15 protein-coding genes and 3 tRNA genes are annotated in these 18,854 nt (G+C 33.5%); 12 read left to right on the forward strand and 6 right to left on the reverse strand.

Annotation, left to right across the window (positions count from 1 at the left end):
• The first annotated feature begins 382 nt into the window (after positions 1–382).
• From EZM65_RS06255 to EZM65_RS06275, 5 genes are all read left to right on the forward strand, one after another.
• Positions 383–1,789, forward strand: a complete 1,407-nt coding sequence (locus EZM65_RS06255; RefSeq protein WP_136667700.1) for a GspE/PulE family protein — start codon at positions 383–385, stop codon at positions 1,787–1,789.
• A 35-nt stretch (positions 1,790–1,824) separates the two neighbouring features.
• Positions 1,825–3,981: a type II secretion system protein GspD gene (locus EZM65_RS06260; protein WP_136667701.1), complete on the forward strand. Its 2,157-nt coding sequence runs from the start codon at positions 1,825–1,827 to the stop codon at positions 3,979–3,981.
• The gene (locus EZM65_RS06265) at positions 3,981–5,189 is read left to right on the forward strand and encodes a general secretion pathway protein (RefSeq protein ID WP_136667702.1); all 1,209 of its coding nucleotides are present in this window, start codon (positions 3,981–3,983) and stop codon (positions 5,187–5,189) included. Before EZM65_RS06260 ends, EZM65_RS06265 begins: the two co-directional genes overlap by 1 nt.
• Positions 5,176–5,688 (forward strand): general secretion pathway protein, encoded by a 513-nt coding sequence (locus tag EZM65_RS06270; RefSeq protein WP_136667703.1) that lies wholly within the window; start codon positions 5,176–5,178, stop codon positions 5,686–5,688. Before EZM65_RS06265 ends, EZM65_RS06270 begins: the two co-directional genes overlap by 14 nt.
• A 172-nt stretch (positions 5,689–5,860) precedes the next feature.
• Entirely contained in the window at positions 5,861–6,805 is a 945-nt protein-coding gene (locus EZM65_RS06275; RefSeq protein ID WP_136667704.1) for a polysaccharide deacetylase family protein, read from the forward strand.
• Between the two features lie 146 nt (positions 6,806–6,951).
• Here the strand turns inward: EZM65_RS06275 and EZM65_RS06280 are convergent.
• Positions 6,952–7,031, reverse strand: a tRNA-Leu gene (locus tag EZM65_RS06280).
• A gap of 225 nt (positions 7,032–7,256) precedes the next feature.
• Between EZM65_RS06280 and EZM65_RS06285 the strand changes: the two genes are divergently transcribed.
• From EZM65_RS06285 to pth, 3 genes are all read left to right on the forward strand, one after another.
• A complete protein-coding gene (locus tag EZM65_RS06285; protein ID WP_136667705.1) occupies positions 7,257–8,198 on the forward strand; it encodes a ribose-phosphate pyrophosphokinase in 942 nt (313 codons plus the stop codon).
• A gap of 29 nt (positions 8,199–8,227) precedes the next feature.
• Positions 8,228–8,836, forward strand: coding sequence for a 50S ribosomal protein L25/general stress protein Ctc (locus tag EZM65_RS06290; protein WP_136667706.1), 609 nt, complete (start codon positions 8,228–8,230; stop codon positions 8,834–8,836).
• A 78-nt stretch (positions 8,837–8,914) separates the two neighbouring features.
• Positions 8,915–9,538, forward strand: coding sequence for an aminoacyl-tRNA hydrolase (pth, locus tag EZM65_RS06295; RefSeq protein ID WP_371682993.1), 624 nt, complete (start codon positions 8,915–8,917; stop codon positions 9,536–9,538).
• Positions 9,539–9,602: 64 nt separating this feature from the next.
• Here the strand turns inward: pth and EZM65_RS06300 are convergent, their stop codons facing one another.
• A complete protein-coding gene (locus tag EZM65_RS06300) occupies positions 9,603–12,374 on the reverse strand; it encodes a reprolysin-like metallopeptidase (protein WP_136667707.1) in 2,772 nt (923 codons plus the stop codon).
• A 152-nt stretch (positions 12,375–12,526) separates the two neighbouring features.
• Here EZM65_RS06300 and EZM65_RS06305 point away from each other — a divergent pair, with 152 nt between their 5' ends.
• The 4 genes from EZM65_RS06305 to bioB all read left to right on the forward strand — a co-directional run bounded on the left by EZM65_RS06305 (position 12,527) and on the right by bioB (position 17,179).
• A complete protein-coding gene (locus EZM65_RS06305; protein ID WP_136667708.1) occupies positions 12,527–14,467 on the forward strand; it encodes a M43 family zinc metalloprotease in 1,941 nt (646 codons plus the stop codon).
• A 62-nt stretch (positions 14,468–14,529) separates the two neighbouring features.
• The gene (locus EZM65_RS06310) at positions 14,530–15,450 is read left to right on the forward strand and encodes a bifunctional riboflavin kinase/FAD synthetase (protein WP_136667709.1); all 921 of its coding nucleotides are present in this window, start codon (positions 14,530–14,532) and stop codon (positions 15,448–15,450) included.
• A gap of 90 nt (positions 15,451–15,540) precedes the next feature.
• Positions 15,541–15,984 carry a hypothetical protein gene (locus EZM65_RS06315; protein WP_136667710.1) on the forward strand — a complete coding sequence of 148 codons (444 nt, stop codon included), beginning with the start codon at positions 15,541–15,543 and terminating at the stop codon, positions 15,982–15,984.
• 112 nt (positions 15,985–16,096) lie between these two features.
• Positions 16,097–17,179 (forward strand): biotin synthase BioB, encoded by a 1,083-nt coding sequence (gene bioB / locus EZM65_RS06320; protein WP_136667711.1) that lies wholly within the window; start codon positions 16,097–16,099, stop codon positions 17,177–17,179.
• Positions 17,180–17,219: 40 nt separating this feature from the next.
• Here the strand turns inward: bioB and EZM65_RS06325 are convergent, their stop codons facing one another.
• The 4 genes from EZM65_RS06325 to EZM65_RS06340 form a co-directional block, all read right to left on the reverse strand.
• Positions 17,220–17,438, reverse strand: coding sequence for a hypothetical protein (locus tag EZM65_RS06325; RefSeq protein WP_136667712.1), 219 nt, complete (start codon positions 17,436–17,438; stop codon positions 17,220–17,222).
• 81 nt (positions 17,439–17,519) lie between these two features.
• Positions 17,520–18,467 (reverse strand): DUF3078 domain-containing protein, encoded by a 948-nt coding sequence (locus EZM65_RS06330; protein ID WP_136667713.1) that lies wholly within the window; start codon positions 18,465–18,467, stop codon positions 17,520–17,522.
• Positions 18,468–18,552: 85 nt separating this feature from the next.
• Positions 18,553–18,626: transfer RNA gene (locus EZM65_RS06335), tRNA-Ala, on the reverse strand.
• Between the two features lie 91 nt (positions 18,627–18,717).
• Positions 18,718–18,791: transfer RNA gene (locus EZM65_RS06340), tRNA-Ala, on the reverse strand.
• Between the last annotated feature and the right edge of the window lie 63 nt (positions 18,792–18,854).

Below are 18,854 nucleotides of genomic sequence, written 5' to 3' on the forward strand. Positions count from 1 at the left end.
AGGGATGCTGTTTTTTATTTTACAATATCAACAGAGCGGAATTACTGTAACTCTCACGAATTTGACATTCAACTTATTCTTTATTTCAATAATATTACTTTGTGCTTATTGTTATAATCTGATTAGACTTAAATTGAATTTTTTAAAAGAGGTTTTAGGTATTGGTGATATACTTTTTTTTATCTTCATCTGTTTTGGGTTTTCACCGGTTTCTTTTATTGTCTTGTTTGTTTTTTCATTAGTATTCGCTTTGGCAATTCATCTGTCGTTAACAAATAAAAAACAGAAAAGTGTGCCTTTAGCGGGTTATATGTCTTTATTTTTTTGCATTGTACTTCTCTTTGGTTTTTTTATGAATGTATCTTTTTTATATGCTTTTTAAATGACGAACAATTATCATATTTCTACCGAATTCTTAGAGCTTATTAAAGCTGAACAAGCCTACCATTACAGAATAATACCAACAAGTAAAAAAGGATCTGTTTATATTTTTAAAACAGATCATCCTGAATTAGAGAACTTAAAAAGTGAGCTTGGAATTATACTTGGAATTACGATTGAATTAGAAAAGGACAGTACTGAAAACATTAATCGTTATTTATCTACTAACTATAGAAAATCCAACACTGAAAAAATTTCTGAAATTCATTATTCCAATGATTTTTTAGAGAAAATATTAATTAATGCAAAAGAAATAGGAAGCAGTGATATCCATTTTGAGCCTTTTGAAAAAAAAGCCCGGGTACGATTCCGCTTAGATGGAAAACTTAAAGAACAATTTCATATTACTACTGAAGAATACCCTATCTTAATTAATAAAATTAAAATCAGGGCGCAGTTAGATATTTCTGAAAAACGTTTGCCTCAAGATGGAAGAATTGCTGTTGTAACAGACACTGAAGATTTTGATATCCGTGTTTCTGTATTGCCTGCATTACATGGAGAAAAAGTAGTGTTACGTCTCTTAAGCAAAGATACTGATCATCTACAGATGGATTCTTTAGGCTTTTCAAAAAAGGAATTGAAAACATATATTGAAAACATAAAAAAGCCTAACGGAATTGTTTTAATATCTGGACCAACAGGATCTGGAAAGACCACTACTTTATATGCAACATTAAAGCATTTAAATCAACCCAACACCAATATACTTACAGTTGAAGATCCTATTGAATATACTTTAGAGGGTATTACACAAGTACAATTAAAGGAAAATATAGGTTTGGATTTTGCTACTACCCTACGTACTTTTTTGCGTCAGGATCCTGATATTATTATGGTAGGTGAAATTCGCGATATAGCTACTGCTAATATGGCAATTAGGGCTGCTTTAACTGGTCACTTGGTTTTGTCGACAATCCACACGAACTCAGCGTGGGCAACAGTTTCAAGATTAATCGATATGGGTATCCCCTCATTTCTTATTGCCAGTACCTTAAATATAAGCATTGCACAAAGATTAATCCGAAAACTTTGTAATCATTGTAAAGCCGAAGCTGCCATTTCGACTGACATTTTCCCATCAGGTTTTGTAATTCCTATGGATTTAAAACATCATTTCGAGGCAGTGGGTTGTGAATATTGTCATCATACCGGTTATCACGGCAGAAAAGCCATTTATGAAATACTTCCTGTAGATACCCAATTAGCTTCACATATTAAAAACAACCAATTAATAATAGATGATTATTTGAATGACAAAGAAATTTATACATTAAAGAAAAACAGTCTTCAGCTTATCAAAGACGGAACAACATCTATAGATGAAGTTTTTTCATTACTAATGTAATAACATTATATTTGCCACTTCAATTTAAAATTTTCATGAAAAAAATAGCTGGGTTATTCTTCTTTTTCTTTTTTTCGATAGCGTATTCGCAAGATAGTAGAATACAGCAAATAAAAAATAATATTGAATCTGTTTTACCGGATTCTAATGGCTTGTCTGAAAAAGTAAATATTAATATTAAAGAAGCAACTTTAGGTAATTTTTTATTAGCCGTTTCAGAAATTCACAAAGTAAATATAAGTGTAGCTCCAAATTTGAATCAAATTAGCATTGTAAACAATTTTACAGATGTTACTGTTGCTGACTTGTTAGTTTTTTTATGTAAAGAATATAATCTTACTATTGATTTTACAGGGAATATTCTATCAATAAAACCTTTTGAAAGACCTGTCGAAAAACCTATTGTAAAAAATATAGACGTCCAATATGATGCTGGTAATGATTTGGTTTCTTTTGATTTAAAGGAGGATAAACTGTATGATGCTTTTAAAAAAATAATGAATGAAAGTGGTAAAAACATTGTTTTTGCACCGGGTCTTGAAAACAAATTATTAACTGCCTATATTCAAAAAATGCCATTTGATGCTGCGCTGAATAAATTGGCATATGCTAATGATTTAAATGTAACCAAGTCAAAAGATAATTTTTATTTATTCGATCAATTGGAAGGGAGTTATCTTCCGGAAGCTTCAACCGAAAAAGGAACAAATACAATTAGGCAAAACAAACCACAACGTTCTAGAAAGTCTAATTTTTTCTTCAACATATTAGATCTTGACAAAAAAACATTAGAAGTCGATTTTGAGAATACACCTATATCAAGTATTGTCTATGATATTGGTAATGAATTAGGGATTGATATGTTTGTTTCCAGTCCATTAGAAAATGCTGGCAATGCTACATTCAAAGCAAAAAATATTGGATTTGACGAATTGTTAGTAAAATTGTTTGAATCTAAAATGGACGGTAAATCAGCTAGTGGAAATGGTAATTCGTCTCAACATTCTAATGAATCTAATTTTTCTTCTAACGAAAGCTTTACTTTCATGAAGAATGGAACCATTTATTATTTTGGTACAAAAAATCAATTAGTGGTTAGAAATATTAAATCTATTCCTCTAATGCATCGTTCTATTGAGCTTTTAGGAAATCCATCCGGAGAAGGGAGAAGTTCAGGAAGAATTAGCAATAGTGGCTATAGTAATTACAATAATTTTAACGACAATAAACTAAACGGTAATAATTTTCAGAACTCATCAAATTCAAATAATCTCTCTCAAAATTCTGGGACAAATAATTCTTCTGAATCTATTCTTTCTATTATTCCCGATGAAGTTAAAAAAGATTTGGATATTAAAATAGACAAAGAGTTAAATAGTTTTTTAGTAAATGGTCCTGCGGCCAATATTATTCGTTTTGAATCATTTATTAAATATATTGATAAGGCTGTCCCTGTAGTTCTTATAGAAGTTATGCTCTTAGAAAACAATAAAAGCACCACAATAGAAACAGGCATCAATGCAGGAATTGGTGATAAGCCAGTACAAACTAAAGGAAATGTTTTCCCGGGAGCAGATATTACACTTGGAGCAGAGACTATAAATAAAATCATTAATAATTTTGATGGTTTTGGTTCTCTAAACATAGGAAATGTTGTCCCTAATTTTTACTTGAGCTTGAAAGCTTTAGAATCCAATGGGAATTTAAAAATAAGATCCACCCCCAGATTATCTACTTTAAATGGACATAAAGCTTACTTATCTATTGGAGAGACTACTTACTATGTAGTTACTAATCAAAACTTTTACGGTTCACAAATACCACAAACATCTGAAATCAAAAATTATCAACCTATAGATGCTGAATTATCTGTAGCTATAATGCCATTAGTTTCTGGTGATGGACAAATTACAATGGATATCAAAGTGGTTCAGTCTAGTTTTAATGGACAAAAAGTTGATAAAAATGCCCCTCCAGGTATTAATTCAAGGGAGTTTACCTCAATCATCAGAGTAAAAGATCAAGATTTAGTTGTGCTTGGTGGTTTAGAAGAAAAAGTTAAAAACGATTCGGGAGCTGGAGTTCCTCTATTGTCAAGAATACCAATTATTAAATGGTTTTTTAGCTCTAGAAAGAGAGAGGATTCTAAGAAAAAATTAACTGTTTTAATCAAACCTACAGTTATTTACTAATGAACTTTATTGCGTCTTTTAAAAATAAAACAATTGGTAATCAATATGTAGGTATTGAATATTTTTCTGTTGATAATGAAGATAATATAGCAATTCTATTAGTTGATAAAAAGAATCGTGAATTAATTCCGACAAAAGAAGATTTACGAATTTTTAAAGATTCAGTATTTAAAAATCTTGACAAAAAAAGAGTTTATAATTTAGTTATAAACTCCAATCAAGTTGTTCAAAAGGAAATTCAAGAAACTGAGGGTGCTGATTCTAAATTATTACATAAAGCGTTTCCTAATATAAAATGGGAAGATTTTTACTATTCCATTTGGCGTTTAAAAAGTAAATCGATTATTAGTATAACCAGAAAATCGGTTGTTGATGACATAATCAATAAATTCAAAAGTAATGAGATTTTTATTTTTCATATTTGTATTGGAAATTCTCCTTTATCCGTCATTTTCGATATTGTAAATCAAGAGACATTAGAGACAAATAAGCATATTCTTAATTTTGATTACAATAAAGATCTAATCTTACCACGGGACATAAAAACTTCAATTGATTATGAAATAAACGGGCTGAAAATTTCCAATAAACATTTATTAGCTTTTTCAGTAACTCTACAGTCTATTCTGAATAGAAAACTTACTTCAGGAAACTTAGATAGCTTAAACTTGTCTCTTAAGGACAATTTTTTTCAAAAACAATTTTTCACTAAAGGAATCCAGACAGGAATAGGTGTTTTATTGATACTATTACTTTTTAATTTCTTTTTCTTCACAAACTATTATAAAAAAGTTGAAGAAAACTCTAAAACATTAGAAGTAAACCATTCTTCTCAACAAGTATTGTCAAAGCTTAAACTGCGTATTAAATTAAAGGAAGAAACTGTTAAAAAAATATATAGTAATTCAAACATTTCATGTGTGGCTATTTTGAATAATATAACCAAAGATATTCCTTCCTCAATTTTATTGTCAGAATTAACATATCAACCGCTTCAGAAGAAAATTAAGGAAGAAGAAGCTATTCTTATAGACAACAAAGCTATTCTAATTACTGGTGCAACAATAAATACAGAAATATTTACAAATTGGATTGAATCTTTAGAAAAAATAAGTTTTGTAGATAAGGTTGTTATTACACATTTTGGTAAAAATGAAAATTTAGAGACTACTTTTTCACTCAAGTTATTAATAAATGAAACTAAATAGAAAAAATAAATTTTTAATTGTTGGTTTTATTCTAGCATTTTATTTGTGCTACACCTTTGCTATTTCCAATACCATTAAGTATTATAAGGAATTCCTTTCTCAAAAAGAAGTTTTGGCTGGCCAGAATTTTTCTCCTAAAACAATAAGTCAATTGAATCAAAAAGAAAAGCAACTTGATCGATTATTGGAAAATCAACAAATAAACATATCTGAATCTTATCAAAATAATTTATTAAAATTCCTAAACACTCATGCCGTTAAATTCGATTTAAAGATTGTTGAATTTAAAGAGCCTCATGTTGTGAAAGCCAACAAATCTAAAGAGTTAAATTACATTTTCATACTTCAAGGGTCATATAATGGTATTATTTCATTGCTAAATCAATTAGAAAACAATTCTAATATTGGTTTTATAAGACATGTGCATTTTATAAAAGAAAGAAACTATAAATCTAATATCGATCAATTATTTGCTGAAATTGTATTGACGAACAATTAAAATGATTTTCTAGAAGATTTTTTAATAATGTTGATTTTGAAAAACCTCTTCAGCAATGAAGAGGTTTTTTTATTTATGTATTTTTAGGATTTATTGAGTTGTCTTGTTTGAAGGTGTGTTGAAAAAAAATCTTTCTCTTTTGATTTCCTTGTCTAAAATCTAATCCAACGATATGGTTTGTAAGTTGTTTTTGAAATATCTGTTGCTTATTGCTTTTTCAGTTATCACTGTTAATCAGGTTAGCGGGCAGTCACAAGTTGCGATTACTATTGATGATGTGCCAAATACTAAAATTTTCCAAGCCGATAAGTTTCAGTCTTTATTATTAAAGACATTGGATTCTGTAAATATTCCAATAACTATATTTATCAATGAAGAAAAATTAGTCAATACTGATAATGTAGCCAAAAATACCCGATTGCTGAAAAATTGGATAAAAAGAAAGTACATTACTGTTGGCAATCATACATACAGTCATTCCAGATATTCAGAAGCTGGTTTCGAATCTTTTACCAAAGACATTGAAAAAGGAGAGGTACTTACTAAAAAATTGTCCAAAAAATATGGTAAGCCTTTAAAGTATTTTAGATTCCCATTCAACGATTTAGGGAAAGATAGTCTTCAACACGCTAAAATACAGGAACATTTACTTCGTAAAGGCTATTGTGTGACTCCTTTTACAGTTGAGAGTATCGATTGGATGTACAATGCTGTTTATGAATATTATCTCCAAAAAAACGACAAAGCAAATGCTGAGGAAATAGGTGAAAAATACGTTGCAAAAACTATCGAGTATTTTAATTATTTTGAAGCTGTTGCAATGCAAAAATACAACAGACCAATTAAGCATATATACCTTTGTCATGATAATGCCTTAAATATTGTTTTTCTGCCTGAGATTGTCAGCAGGTTAAGAAAGAATAATTATACTTTTATAAGTCTTGACGATGCACTGCAGGATGATGTCTATAAACAAAAAGACCTGTATTATAAAAAATGGGGAATTTCCTGGATTTACAGATGGATGAAATCTCAGGAAGAAAGGATTGGACTCATGAAGAAAGAACCAAGTACGGAAGATATTGAAGGTCTATACGGTCAATTGATTCAAAAATGAAACGAGTTGTTGTTCTTGGAACAGTATAAAAAAATTGAAGCAGTAAAGTATAGGTCAAGGAAGTGTATTATTGATTTATACTGTTGATTAAAAAAAATAAAAAAGCCTTAGATTATAAATTCTAAGGCTTTTTGTTTTTTTAATCGTACCCGGAGTGGGAATCGAACCCACACACCTAAGTACACGAGTTTGAGTCGTGCGCGTCTACCAATTCCGCCATCCGGGCATAAACTGATTGTTGTTTCAGTATTGTGGGTGCAAATGTAATTAAATTTTTTAAATTTCATAAAAAATAGTTGAAAAATAGCTTTTCCAGTTGGATTTTATTCCTAAATTTGCACCGCGTTAAAGCACAACAACACATAACTAACTACATCCGAGGTGTTTATATCGATATGATTTTGAAAAATGATATTGCATAGAAACGTAACGGAATAAAAACAACTGATTAATGTCGCACCTGGAACCCGAAGCAAAAATTTTTGCCTGTTCGCAAAGTGTTTACCTAGCTGAAAAAATTGCCGAGAAATACGGTGTTGAGCTGGGAAAAGTATCGTTCTCACATTATAGTGATGGTGAATTTCAGCCGTCTTATGAAGAGTCAATCCGTGGATTGAGAGTGTTTATTGTTTGTTCAACTTTCCCAAGTGCTGATAACTTGATGGAATTGTTGTTAATGATAGATGCTGCTAAAAGAGCTTCAGCAAGACATATTACCGCTGTAATTCCTTATTTTGGATGGGCTCGTCAGGATAGAAAAGACAAGCCGAGAGTGCCGATAGGAGCTAAATTGGTTGCAAAATTATTGGAAAGCGCCGGGGCAACCCGCATCATGACAATGGATTTGCATGCTGATCAAATTCAAGGTTTCTTTGAGAAGCCGGTTGATCATTTGTTTGCTTCAACAATTTTCCTTCCTTATGTAAAAAGTTTAGGTTTGGATAATTTGACAATTGCTTCCCCGGATATGGGTGGTTCTAAAAGAGCTTATTCATATTCTAAATTTTTAGAATCCGATGTGGTAATTTGTTACAAGCAAAGAAAAGCGGCTAACGTAATAGAGTCAATGGAGCTGATTGGTGAGGTAAAAGGGCGCAATGTTATCTTGGTTGACGATATGATTGATACAGGAGGCACATTGGCGAAAGCGGCCGAGCTGATGCTTGAAAGAGGTGCGTTGAGTGTGAGAGCTATTTGTACTCATGCTATTTTATCGGGTAACGCAGTAGAAAAAATTGAAAATTCTAAACTGACAGAATTAATCGTAACTGATTCAATTCCGTTAAAGAAAGAATCTTCAAAAATCAGAGTAGTGAGCTGTGCGTCACTATTTGCTGAAGTAATGCATATGGTACACCATAATAATTCTATCAGCAGTAAGTTTATAGTTTAATTTTTTTTTATTAATTATATACATTTAAAATGAAATCGATTACAATTAAAGGATCAGAAAGAGAAAGCGTGGGCAAAGTTGCTACTAAAGCCTTACGTAATGCTGGAGCGGTTCCTTGCGTATTATACGGAGGAGATCAACCAGTGCATTTCTCAGCAGAGGACAAAGCATTCAAAAACCTGGTTTACACTCCAAACGCGCACACAGTTGTGATTGAATTGGAAAACGGTAAGTCTTTTAACGCTGTGTTACAGGACATTCAGGTACACCCGGTATCTGACAAAATTTTACATATTGACTTCTATCAATTATTTGATAACAAAGAAGTTACTATGGAAATTCCGGTAAAAATCGTTGGTAACTCTAAAGGAGTTATGGCGGGTGGTGTATTACGTCTTAACCAACGTAAATTAAAAGTTAAAGCTTTACCGGCTAACTTGCCTGACTTCATCGAAACAGATATTTCTGAATTGGAAATGGGTAACAAATTATACATCACTAAATTACATTCAGACGCTTACAAATTTTTACACCCGGACAACACTGTAGTGTGTCAGGTAAGAATTTCTCGTGCTGCGATGAAAGCTGCTCAGGAAGCTGCAAAAGCAGAAAAAGGAGCAAAAGGAAAGAAAAAATAATTTCATTACGATATCTTTCAAAAGCGTTCACATTAGTGAGCGCTTTTTTTATTTGTGACATTCAATTACTTTTGTCATATGAAATTAATTTTCGATTTGTTTAAAAAGAAACTTCCGAAAGAAGAGATTGATCCCATGAAAAAATTTTTGATAGTCGGCCTTGGAAATATTGGCGCTGAATATGTGAATACCCGACATAATATTGGTTTTAAAATTGTTGATTTTTTAGCCAAAAAACATAATGCCGAATTTTCAACAGTGAAATTAGGCGCTTTGGCTGAAGTTAAATTGAAAGGAAGAACCTTGTTTCTGCTAAAGCCGAATACGTACATGAATTTGAGCGGAAAAGCAGTTCAATATTGGATGGAAAAGGAAAAAATAGCTAAAGAAAATATCTTGGTGATTACTGATGATCTGAATTTACCATTTGGTACCATCAGAATTAAACCTAAAGGGTCTGATGGCGGTCACAACGGATTGAAAAATATTCAGTTATTGCTGAATACAACTGATTATCCTAGATTCCGTTTTGGTATCAGCGATGATTTTAAAAAAGGAAAACAGGTTGATTATGTGCTTGGGGAATGGGATGAAGAAGAAAAGGAAAAATTGAAAGAACGTTACGAAGTCTCCGCTGATGCTGTGGAGTCTTTTGCGTTAGCGGGTTTGGGTAATACGATGAGCGCGTTTAACGGGAAATAAATTCTTTATGAATATAAAAAAGGGAAGTATTAAGCTTCCCTTTTTCGTTAAATTATATCTGTGATTATTCAATGATAATACGTTTTACAATTTTCTTGATTCCATCAGAGATAGAAACTAAATAAACTCCTGATTGTGCATTGTTTAATCTGATTTCCTGGTCAAATAAACCTGAATTTGAGTAGTTTTTGTTTAAAATACTTCTTCCGCTCATATCAAAAACTTTCACATCAACTTTATTCGAATCTGAATTTAAGTTTATTTTAAATGAACCTTTGTTAGGGTTAGGATATAATGCAAAGCCTTCAAATTCATTTTCACTGGTGCTTAATGATTGAATTTCCTGATAACAGATTTCAACCGTGAAACTTGCTAAAGTTCCGGAATTGTTGTTTTTCTCCGTTGAAACGTCTGCAACTTTGAAAGTCCAGTTTCCAGCCGAATTTTTCCCGTTTAAAGAGCTTAAAGCATTTAAAGGTCTGAAAGTGCCGCCGGCAGGAAGTTCTGCTGTGTCACAATCAAAATCTGTACCGGCATCATCAAAAGTTGCATTTAAGGCATTTATCCTGTCTGCACACAAACCGGCAACCTTCCCTCTTCCTGTCGGGGTTTGGTATAAAGGAATTTTTGTGCCGTCTGGATGATCAATTCTTAAATATAACTGGTTGGGCTGATGGTTTATTCTGGTGGTTACGTTAACATCTTTAATTACAACGTTTGCAGGGATGTTTAATGTAAAATTTTGATAAGCTAAAGGATTGCTTTCCACTATTGTTGCATTAGGAGAGCTGGTGTAGCTTAAACATTGGTTGATAACATTATATCCAACAGCAAAATCTTTTGTATTGATGGCGTAAAAAATATTAGCTGTAGGTTCAACTAAAATACGGCAGAATGGAGCAGAAACACCTGCCGGCAGATTTACATTCGCAGTTCCGTTATTGGCAATATTGGATGCTAATGTATAAGGATAGGTTAAGCCTCCGTCAATCGATAATTTAACGTTTACATTCGTGGCACCTGTTAATGATGTAGTGTTGTTAACACTCCAGGTTACAGGAATTGAACTTCCGGTGGTATAGCTGATCCCTGAAGCAGCTTGAGAAGTTACTGCAAATGGACCGGCAGTGGTCACAGTAGAAACGGTCATTTCATCGTAGCCATTATTTGAACCGCCTGGTTTGTTGTCTCTGACAGTAAATCTGAAACTCAAAGTTCGTGCAACAGTTGGAACAATTTCCCATTTATTTCCACTTACACCATTTGCCAAATAATCTTCCAATCTTGGGAAATGTCTTGTAGGTGATGTTGTTGCAGTGTAGGATCTGAAATTCGGACCGGATGTTTTTGTAGCGGAAGGATAGGTGGTGGTTGAAGTTCCACTGTCCATCTGTTCCCATATGTAAGTTAAACTATCGCCGTCAGCATCGCTGCCGTTGCCGGTTAATTTGAATGCAGTACCAATTGGTAAAATAAAATTGCTTCCTGCATCAGCTGTAGGGGTTGTGTTTGTGATATCAGTTACAGTAGGGCAGGTTTTTGTCTTAATATTTGTTGTAATCTGTTCAATGCTGATAGCGTGAAATAAAGCATCACTATGTGCCTGTACATCTGTTGCGCCTGTAATGCCGGCATATCCCATAATAGTTGAACCGCTTCCCGGCTCTTTTTGTGCAATACTGCCTGTTTCTGTTGAGTGGGTAAAAGTGTGATTTCCTCCAAATTGATGTCCCATTTCATGAGCAACATAATCGATATCGAAATTATCACCATGAGGTATATCATCTCCAGGTGATGTAAATCCTGAACCTTTGTTTTTGTCTGTTGTGCTTGCAGCGTCATCTCTGCATACACAGCCAATGCATCCTGCATTTCCGCCTCCGCCTGATGCACCAAAAAGGTGGCCGATATGATAAGCGGCATTATTGGCGGCTAAAGAAGTTCCTGTTCCCGTTAAACTTGTGCTGAGAGTGTTTTGCAATTCTGTATTCCACGCTCCGCCGGATCCTGTTGCTCCGTCAGAGTATGGGTCTGTCGCAGCATTGTAGTAAATGACATTTGTGCTTTCGCTGATTATTACCATAGTTGCATTGAAGTCGGTTTCAAAAACACCATTGACTCTTGTCATTGTTGCGTTGAATGCGGCTAGCACTTTGGCAACATCTGCTGCAGATGTTGCTCCAAAATAATTTGAATACTCCGCTGTACATGACAATGCAAGTTTAAAGGTTCTCAGCTTGCTGTCATCCGCACTTCTTAGTTGGGCTGTTTTGTCTGTTAATACGTTTGAAAACTGATTTGCTTCGTCTATTGTTGAGCAGGTGAATTGCCCGTTTGCTCTTTTTGAAGATTTGTCAAATACTTTGTAAACCGAAACATTCCCTTTTTCTACGGGATCAATAATGGTAGTTGTGCCGTTCACTCCTGAACGTATTATTGCGCTGATACCATTATATGGGGATACACTGAATGATGCGGTTGTTGAAGGGTTGCTGACACTTTGACCTCTGAAGGATTTTATTTCAGGAAACCTTGACTGTAATTCAGGTTCAAAACTGGACATTTCAAAAATTCTGAAATCTTCTAATTTACCCTGACTGTCAGGCAGTGAAATAATTACTTCAGATGAATTTTTTTGTAAACTTCTTGACTGGGCTCTGTTTGCGTAGTTTTGAAAGCCGGCCAAATCAAGTTCAAATAGTTTAAAATCATTCGATTCCAAACTTTCGCTGGATGCTTTTTTAAATGTATTGCTTTCTTTCGACTTCCAATATTTATTGGTTTGGGCTTGAAAGTTAAAAGATAGGAATAACATGAAAAGTAGAGTTTTCTTCATATTTCTTTGTTTTTGGGATTATAAACCGAATATATACTATTTGTTGTTGATTATCAAAATTTTAACACATTAAATAGGTGTTGTTTTATTTTTTTGTCCGAATCGTTTTTTTTTTTGATACCCTTTTTTAACTTTACATAAAATATAATGTAATGAATTCAAGAATTGTAATAATATTATTCTTTTGCTTTTTAAGGCTAAATGCTCAGGAGAAAAAATATCCTCAAAAAAGTGATAAGTTGAACAGATGCTCAACAGTAGAGCATGAGGCATACCTTCAAAAGAAATATCCTCAAAGAATGACTAATGCCGGATTTGAGAATTGGCTGAATCCGCTTGTCGAAAAATTTAAAAAAAAACGTTCTGAATCAGGAGGCATAATTACAATACCTGTGGTTGTACACGTTGTGCATAATGGAGCGGTGGCAGGTACTGCCCCCAATATTGATGATCAGCAGGTGGAATCTCAGATAGAAGTATTGAATAATGACTTTAGAAAAATTATAGGAACTCCGGGATATAATCTCAATCCCGTGGGTGTTGATACCCAAATTCAGTTTGCATTGGCTAAAGTGGATCAAAAAGGAAATCCTACAAACGGTATAGACAGAGTGTATTACAATCACGATACATGGACAATGGATGAAATTGAAGAGGTTTTAAAGCCTCAGACTGTCTGGAATCCATCGGAATATCTCAATATGTGGACGGTTGCTTTTTCTGACAGCTCTTTGTTGGGATATGCTCAGTTTCCTGATGCGAATGGTTTGCCGGGATTAGATGCTTCAGGAGGTTTAGGAACAACAGACGGTGTGGTTTCTAATTATACTTATTTTGGATCAAGACTAATTTACCCTAATGGTATTTATGCAGATGTACAATATGATAAAGGAAGAACAATGACGCATGAAGTTGGACATTGGTTTGGGTTAAGACACATATGGGGAGATGCTTCCTGCGGGGATGACTACTGTGCGGACACTCCAACAGCTCATGCGGCAAATTACGATTGTCCTGCAGTTGTAAATTGTGATAATACCGGGAATGAAATGGTGGAAAACTATATGGATTATACAGATGATTCTTGTATGAACATATTTACACAAAACCAAAAGGACCGTATGATTGTTATTATAAATAATGCGGATAGAAGAAAAACGTTAAAAGCATCAATAAAAAATTCCCCAATTCTTTTAGTATCTAATGATGCCGAGATAAAAATTGAAAAAGTTTTCGTAGGGATTACTAATAAATGTACAAATGATCCCAGAAAAATAACATTGACGAACAGAGGGACGAATGATATAAAAACAGCTTCTGTAAACTATAATTTTAATAGCAGTGCTTCAAAATTAATGGAATGGAACGGAATCTTAAAATCCAATGAATCGGTTTCTTTTAATATACCGGAAACTGGTCTTGTAGGTGATGTTTTAAATGTAGAGATACTTAATATAAACGGTGTGTCAGACGGCAGGATATCAAATAATACAGATGCAGTTACCATTGTTAACGCGGTTAATCCGGAATCCTTCCCGTATGATGAAGTAAGTCTTAAACTTCAGTTGGATAACAAAGGATCTGAAATTACCTGGAATCTGACGGACAGCAGCGGAGATGTTCTGCTTAGCGGAGGTCCTTATGAAGATAATAATCCGTTGTTAATTGAACAAAGCTGGCAGACTAAAGACGGTGACTGTTATACTTTTACCATAAATGATACCGGCGGGGATGGTTTGTGCTGTGCTGACGGAGAGGGGTATTTTCAAATAGGAACTAATGATCAGTTGATTACAAACGGAGGGAGTTTCGAGTCTAATTTAGTGTCCAGTTTTGCAATTGAATTCTTGGATGATAAAATTTATCTTGAACAGAATCCGGTACATGATACACTTGTTTTTGTTTATGGAAAAAATGTAGGAAATATGGCGCACTGTGAAATTTTTGATATTTCCGGGAAAAAAATAAGAGAATTTCCAGCGGTTAAGAATGCATATAAAAATGAAGATGTTTTTGACCTGCAGGCTGGATTGTATGTTTTGAAAGTGACCACAGAACTAAAATCTAAAACTGTAAAATTTATAAAAGAATAAAGAGAGGTTTTTAATACCTCTCTTTATTAAATTATTAAATTTGCAAAACTTTAATTTTAATCATGAAAGTAATAAAAGATATTACTTCGCTTAGATTTGATAAAAAAACAATTGTTACCATAGGAACTTTTGATGGAGTGCATTTAGGCCATCAAAAAATCATCAAGCGACTCCAGTCTAATTCCAATGCTGCCAATGAAACGGTAATTATAACCTTCTCACAACATCCAAGATTTGTTTTGCAATCTGATAATTCGATTAAATTGCTTAATACAAATGATGAGAAAATAGCGTTACTGGATAATTTCGGAATTGATAATCTGATTATTCTTGAATTTGATAAGCAATTATCAGGGTTAAGCGGGGAAGAATTTGTGAAATCTGTTTTGGTGGATAAATTAAATGTCCAGAAAATTATAATTGGATATGATCATAAATTTGGCAGAAACCGCTCGTCTGACATTCATGATTTGATTTATTTTGGAAAAAAATACCATTTTGATGTCGAACAAATATCTGCAGAAGAGCTCGATGAAATTACCATAAGCTCAACCCGTATAAGAAAAGCAATTGAGGAAGGTAAAATTGAACTGGCTAATAATTTTTTAGGCTATCCTTACTGTTTTAAAGGTAAAGTAGTCAAAGGAAAACAGCTGGGGAGAACTATTGGATTTCCAACAGCTAATATTCAAATTGAAAATCCTTTGAAATTAATCCCTAAGCTTGGGGTTTATATCGTTCAGGTCTCCTTGAGGAATAAAACTTATAAAGGGATGATGAATATAGGTAACCGTCCTACGGTTGATGGTACTTCTACAACTATTGAAGTAAATTTATTCGATTGTGATTTTGAATTTTATGAAGAAGAATTGAAAGTCTCTGTATTGAAATTTCTACGTGAAGAACAAAAATTTTCCTCTGTTGAGGAACTGAAACTCCAATTGCAAAAAGATAAGAAAGATACCGAAGCTTTTTTTGTATAAACTAACGTTTAGTTAAACATTTGTTTTTCAGGATTTTATTAATTAAATTTATAGTACAGAATTGACATTGTTTAACTAAATTTAGTTATTATGAGCTTATCCAGAGAACTTAACAACGGCATTATGATTTTCATAGGCATAGGGGTTTATTTCCTGTCTATGGAGTTATTGGGGCTTTCAGATGTTTTTATCCTTAGACTGCTCAACATTTTTATTGTCGTTTTTTTTGTAAACAAAGTTATAAAGTCAAATTATAAAGACGGTAGGATAGAATATCTCGATAATCTCATATCAGGGACTTTAACTTCACTTATCGGTGTTGCATTAAGTGTGGCAGGTTTACTGGCATACATATCATTTAAAGGAGGGAATGAATATTTAAGTCATTTGTCAAAAAACTTCCTTTTCGGAGGTGGTGAGCCATCTATGTATCAATATTGTCTTGGATTGCTTTTTGAAGGAATTGCGTCTTCTATTATTATAACCTTTACGTTAATGCAGTATTGGAAAGATAGACCTTTAAAACACTTTTAATCTACTTAATTATATTCGTGAAAATGTTTTCAATAGAGTTGTCTGTTGAAAACATTTTGTTGTTTTAAATGAAAGTAAATCCGTATTTTTGAGCCATAAACAAATTATTGATATGAGTATCACAAAACATAACTGGACAAAAGAAGAAATAATTGAAATTTACAATAAACCATTAATGGATTTGTTGTATGAGGCAGCTGCAGTTCACAGGGAACATCATGACCCTAATGTAGTTCAGGTTTCTACTTTACTGTCAATTAAAACAGGAGGGTGTCCGGAAGATTGTGGTTATTGTCCTCAGGCAGCGCGTTATCATACTGATGTTGAAGGGAATGATTTAATGGGTGTACAGCAGGTAAAAGCACAGGCTTTACGCGCTAAGGAATCAGGCTCGTCACGTGTTTGTATGGGAGCGGCCTGGCGTAATGTTAAGGATGGTCCGGAATTTGATCAGGTTTTAGAGATGGTTAGAACTATCAATAAGCTGGATATGGAAGTTTGCTGTACATTGGGAATGTTAACAGAAAACCAGGCAAAACGTCTGGCAGAAGCAGGATTGTACGCTTACAATCATAACTTAGACACTTCGGAAGAATATTATAAGGAAGTGATCTCAACACGTGGTTTTGAAGATAGAATTCAAACTATTGAAAATGTTAGAAAAACCAATGTTACTGTTTGCAGCGGAGGTATTATAGGTATGGGTGAAAGTGTTGAAGACCGTGCAGGAATGCTTGTGGCACTGTCTACATTAAATCCGCAGCCGGAATCAGTGCCTATTAATGCTTTAGTGGCAGTTGAAGGCACTCCTATGGAAGATCAAAAACCTGTTGAAATTTGGGATATGATCCGTATGGTTGCCACTACACGTATTGTTATGCCTGAAACACAGGTTCGTTTGTCGGCAGGAAGAACGGAAATGTCGAGAGAAGGTCAGGCAATGTGTTTCTTTGCCGGAGCGAATTCTATTTTTGCCGGAGATAAGTTGTTAACGACTCCAAATCCAGATGTGAATGAAGATATGAAAATGTTTGAAATGCTAGGATTAAAACCTCAAAAACCTTTCATAAAGAAGATGCAACCTGAAACTGTTGAGGCTTGTGATTCGGAATATGAATCATTAGGTGAAAAGCCAAGATGGTCCCGTCCCGGTCATGAAATTGAAAGAAATCTTGAAGCGGCAGGTAAGAAATAAGAAATAAAAAGAAAAGCTCCTTATTTAGGAGCTTTTCTTTTTATTTCTTATGAAGTAATTGCTGTTTTCTGAAAATATAAAATGCTGTTAATAAACCAATAATTACTAGAATCCATATATTGGAATCTATTGGTATTCCCGGAGGAGGAGCCTTTTTTGGCTGCGGAGGAGAAGGGATAGCTCCAAACGCATTAATACAACTTAATAAATTAAGGGTAAAAATTACCAGCAGGTTAATATGATTTGGTCTCTTTTTCATAGGTTGTAAAAGTAAAAAAAAAAAATTACTAACAAAATTTTATTTACCATTAATGCCTTATTAATGAAGTAAATAAAAAAATTAAAAACTATACGTTAATCCTATTCCTAAAATTTGTTTTAATTGAAGTTTAGGTCCCACAGTAACCTGTTCTCCGTTCACTTCCTCTTTTGCTTTAATGTCGTCATCATAAATGAAATGTGTACCTATGTTGGCACGGACAAATTTATTTACTACTAAATCGAATTGGATTTGCCAGTTTAAATCTATATTTCCAAAATTATTCAGGTAATCTGAATAAAAGCTTATCCTGTTTTCCAGATAGATATTGCGGAAGATTTCATCCTTGTGATATCCCGTAATTAATGCTCCCACTTCATTTCTGGATTTTTTTCCTTTTGTTACTAAATTTCCATCAATATCATAAACAGCTTTAGTAACTCCAAAGGCACCTTCGTTTGCTAATGTCTGGTTTAAAACCAAGGTGGTTTTCTGTGTCAGTGGAGAAAGATAAATTTTTAATTTTTGTTCTTTATTGATGTATTCGGTACCAACACCTAAAAATAGATAAGCAGGGGCAAAAAGGCCTGAAATAGCTTTTTCGGTATTTGGATACTGATAACCGTTTGTAAACTGAGTGTTGAAATTAAACTTGGCAGAATAAAACCAGTTGGAAATGGTGTCTTTTCTAAATCCAAATGTGGAATTAAATGCTATTGCATCATCAGTTTTTCTTAATTCAACACCATCCTGTTTGTTTACTCCATAGCGGAATAAAAATTCATTGTGCCATTTCGTGTTTTTGTGTTCGTAAATTCTTTTGATTTCACCTTTTAATAAACCTGAAATAGAGTTGTTTCCTCCTGCATTCCAGTTTACAAATGAAATTTGATTAACATCAAAACCAAACTTGTGTAATTTTTTCCAGTGGGTTGTTGAATCCGGTAGTTGTGTGATAATCTTATCCTGTGCTGCAAATTGATTTGATATAAGAAAAACAAATACAATAAGAGTTTTTAAAGCTTTCATTCTTTTTTGTTTTTGGGGCTGTCTAAAGTAAAACGTCCCGATAATCGGGACGTTTATGGTTTTGGTTTTGGTTTTGGTTAATTTGTGGAGAATATCGGAGTCGAACCGATGACCTCCTGCGTGCAAGGCAGGCGCTCTAGCCAGCTGAGCTAATCCCCCGTAGCGAAGCCAAATATACTATTTTTATTTAAAAAATTTCATGTCTTAAAAAATTTAACAAAAAAGCTGAATTTTAATAAAAATTTAATTGTGGAGAATACCGGATTCGAACCGGTCGCCTCTTGCCTGCCAGGCAAGCGCTCTAGCCAAATGAGCTAATCCCCCTTTTTAACGAAGTCAAATATATTGATTTTATTTAAATATGTTTACTTTTGAAAAAAAAATCAG

Origin of the sequence: Flavobacterium sp. H122 (genome assembly GCF_004959765.1) — a bacterium.
GTDB lineage: Bacteria > Bacteroidota > Bacteroidia > Flavobacteriales > Flavobacteriaceae > Flavobacterium.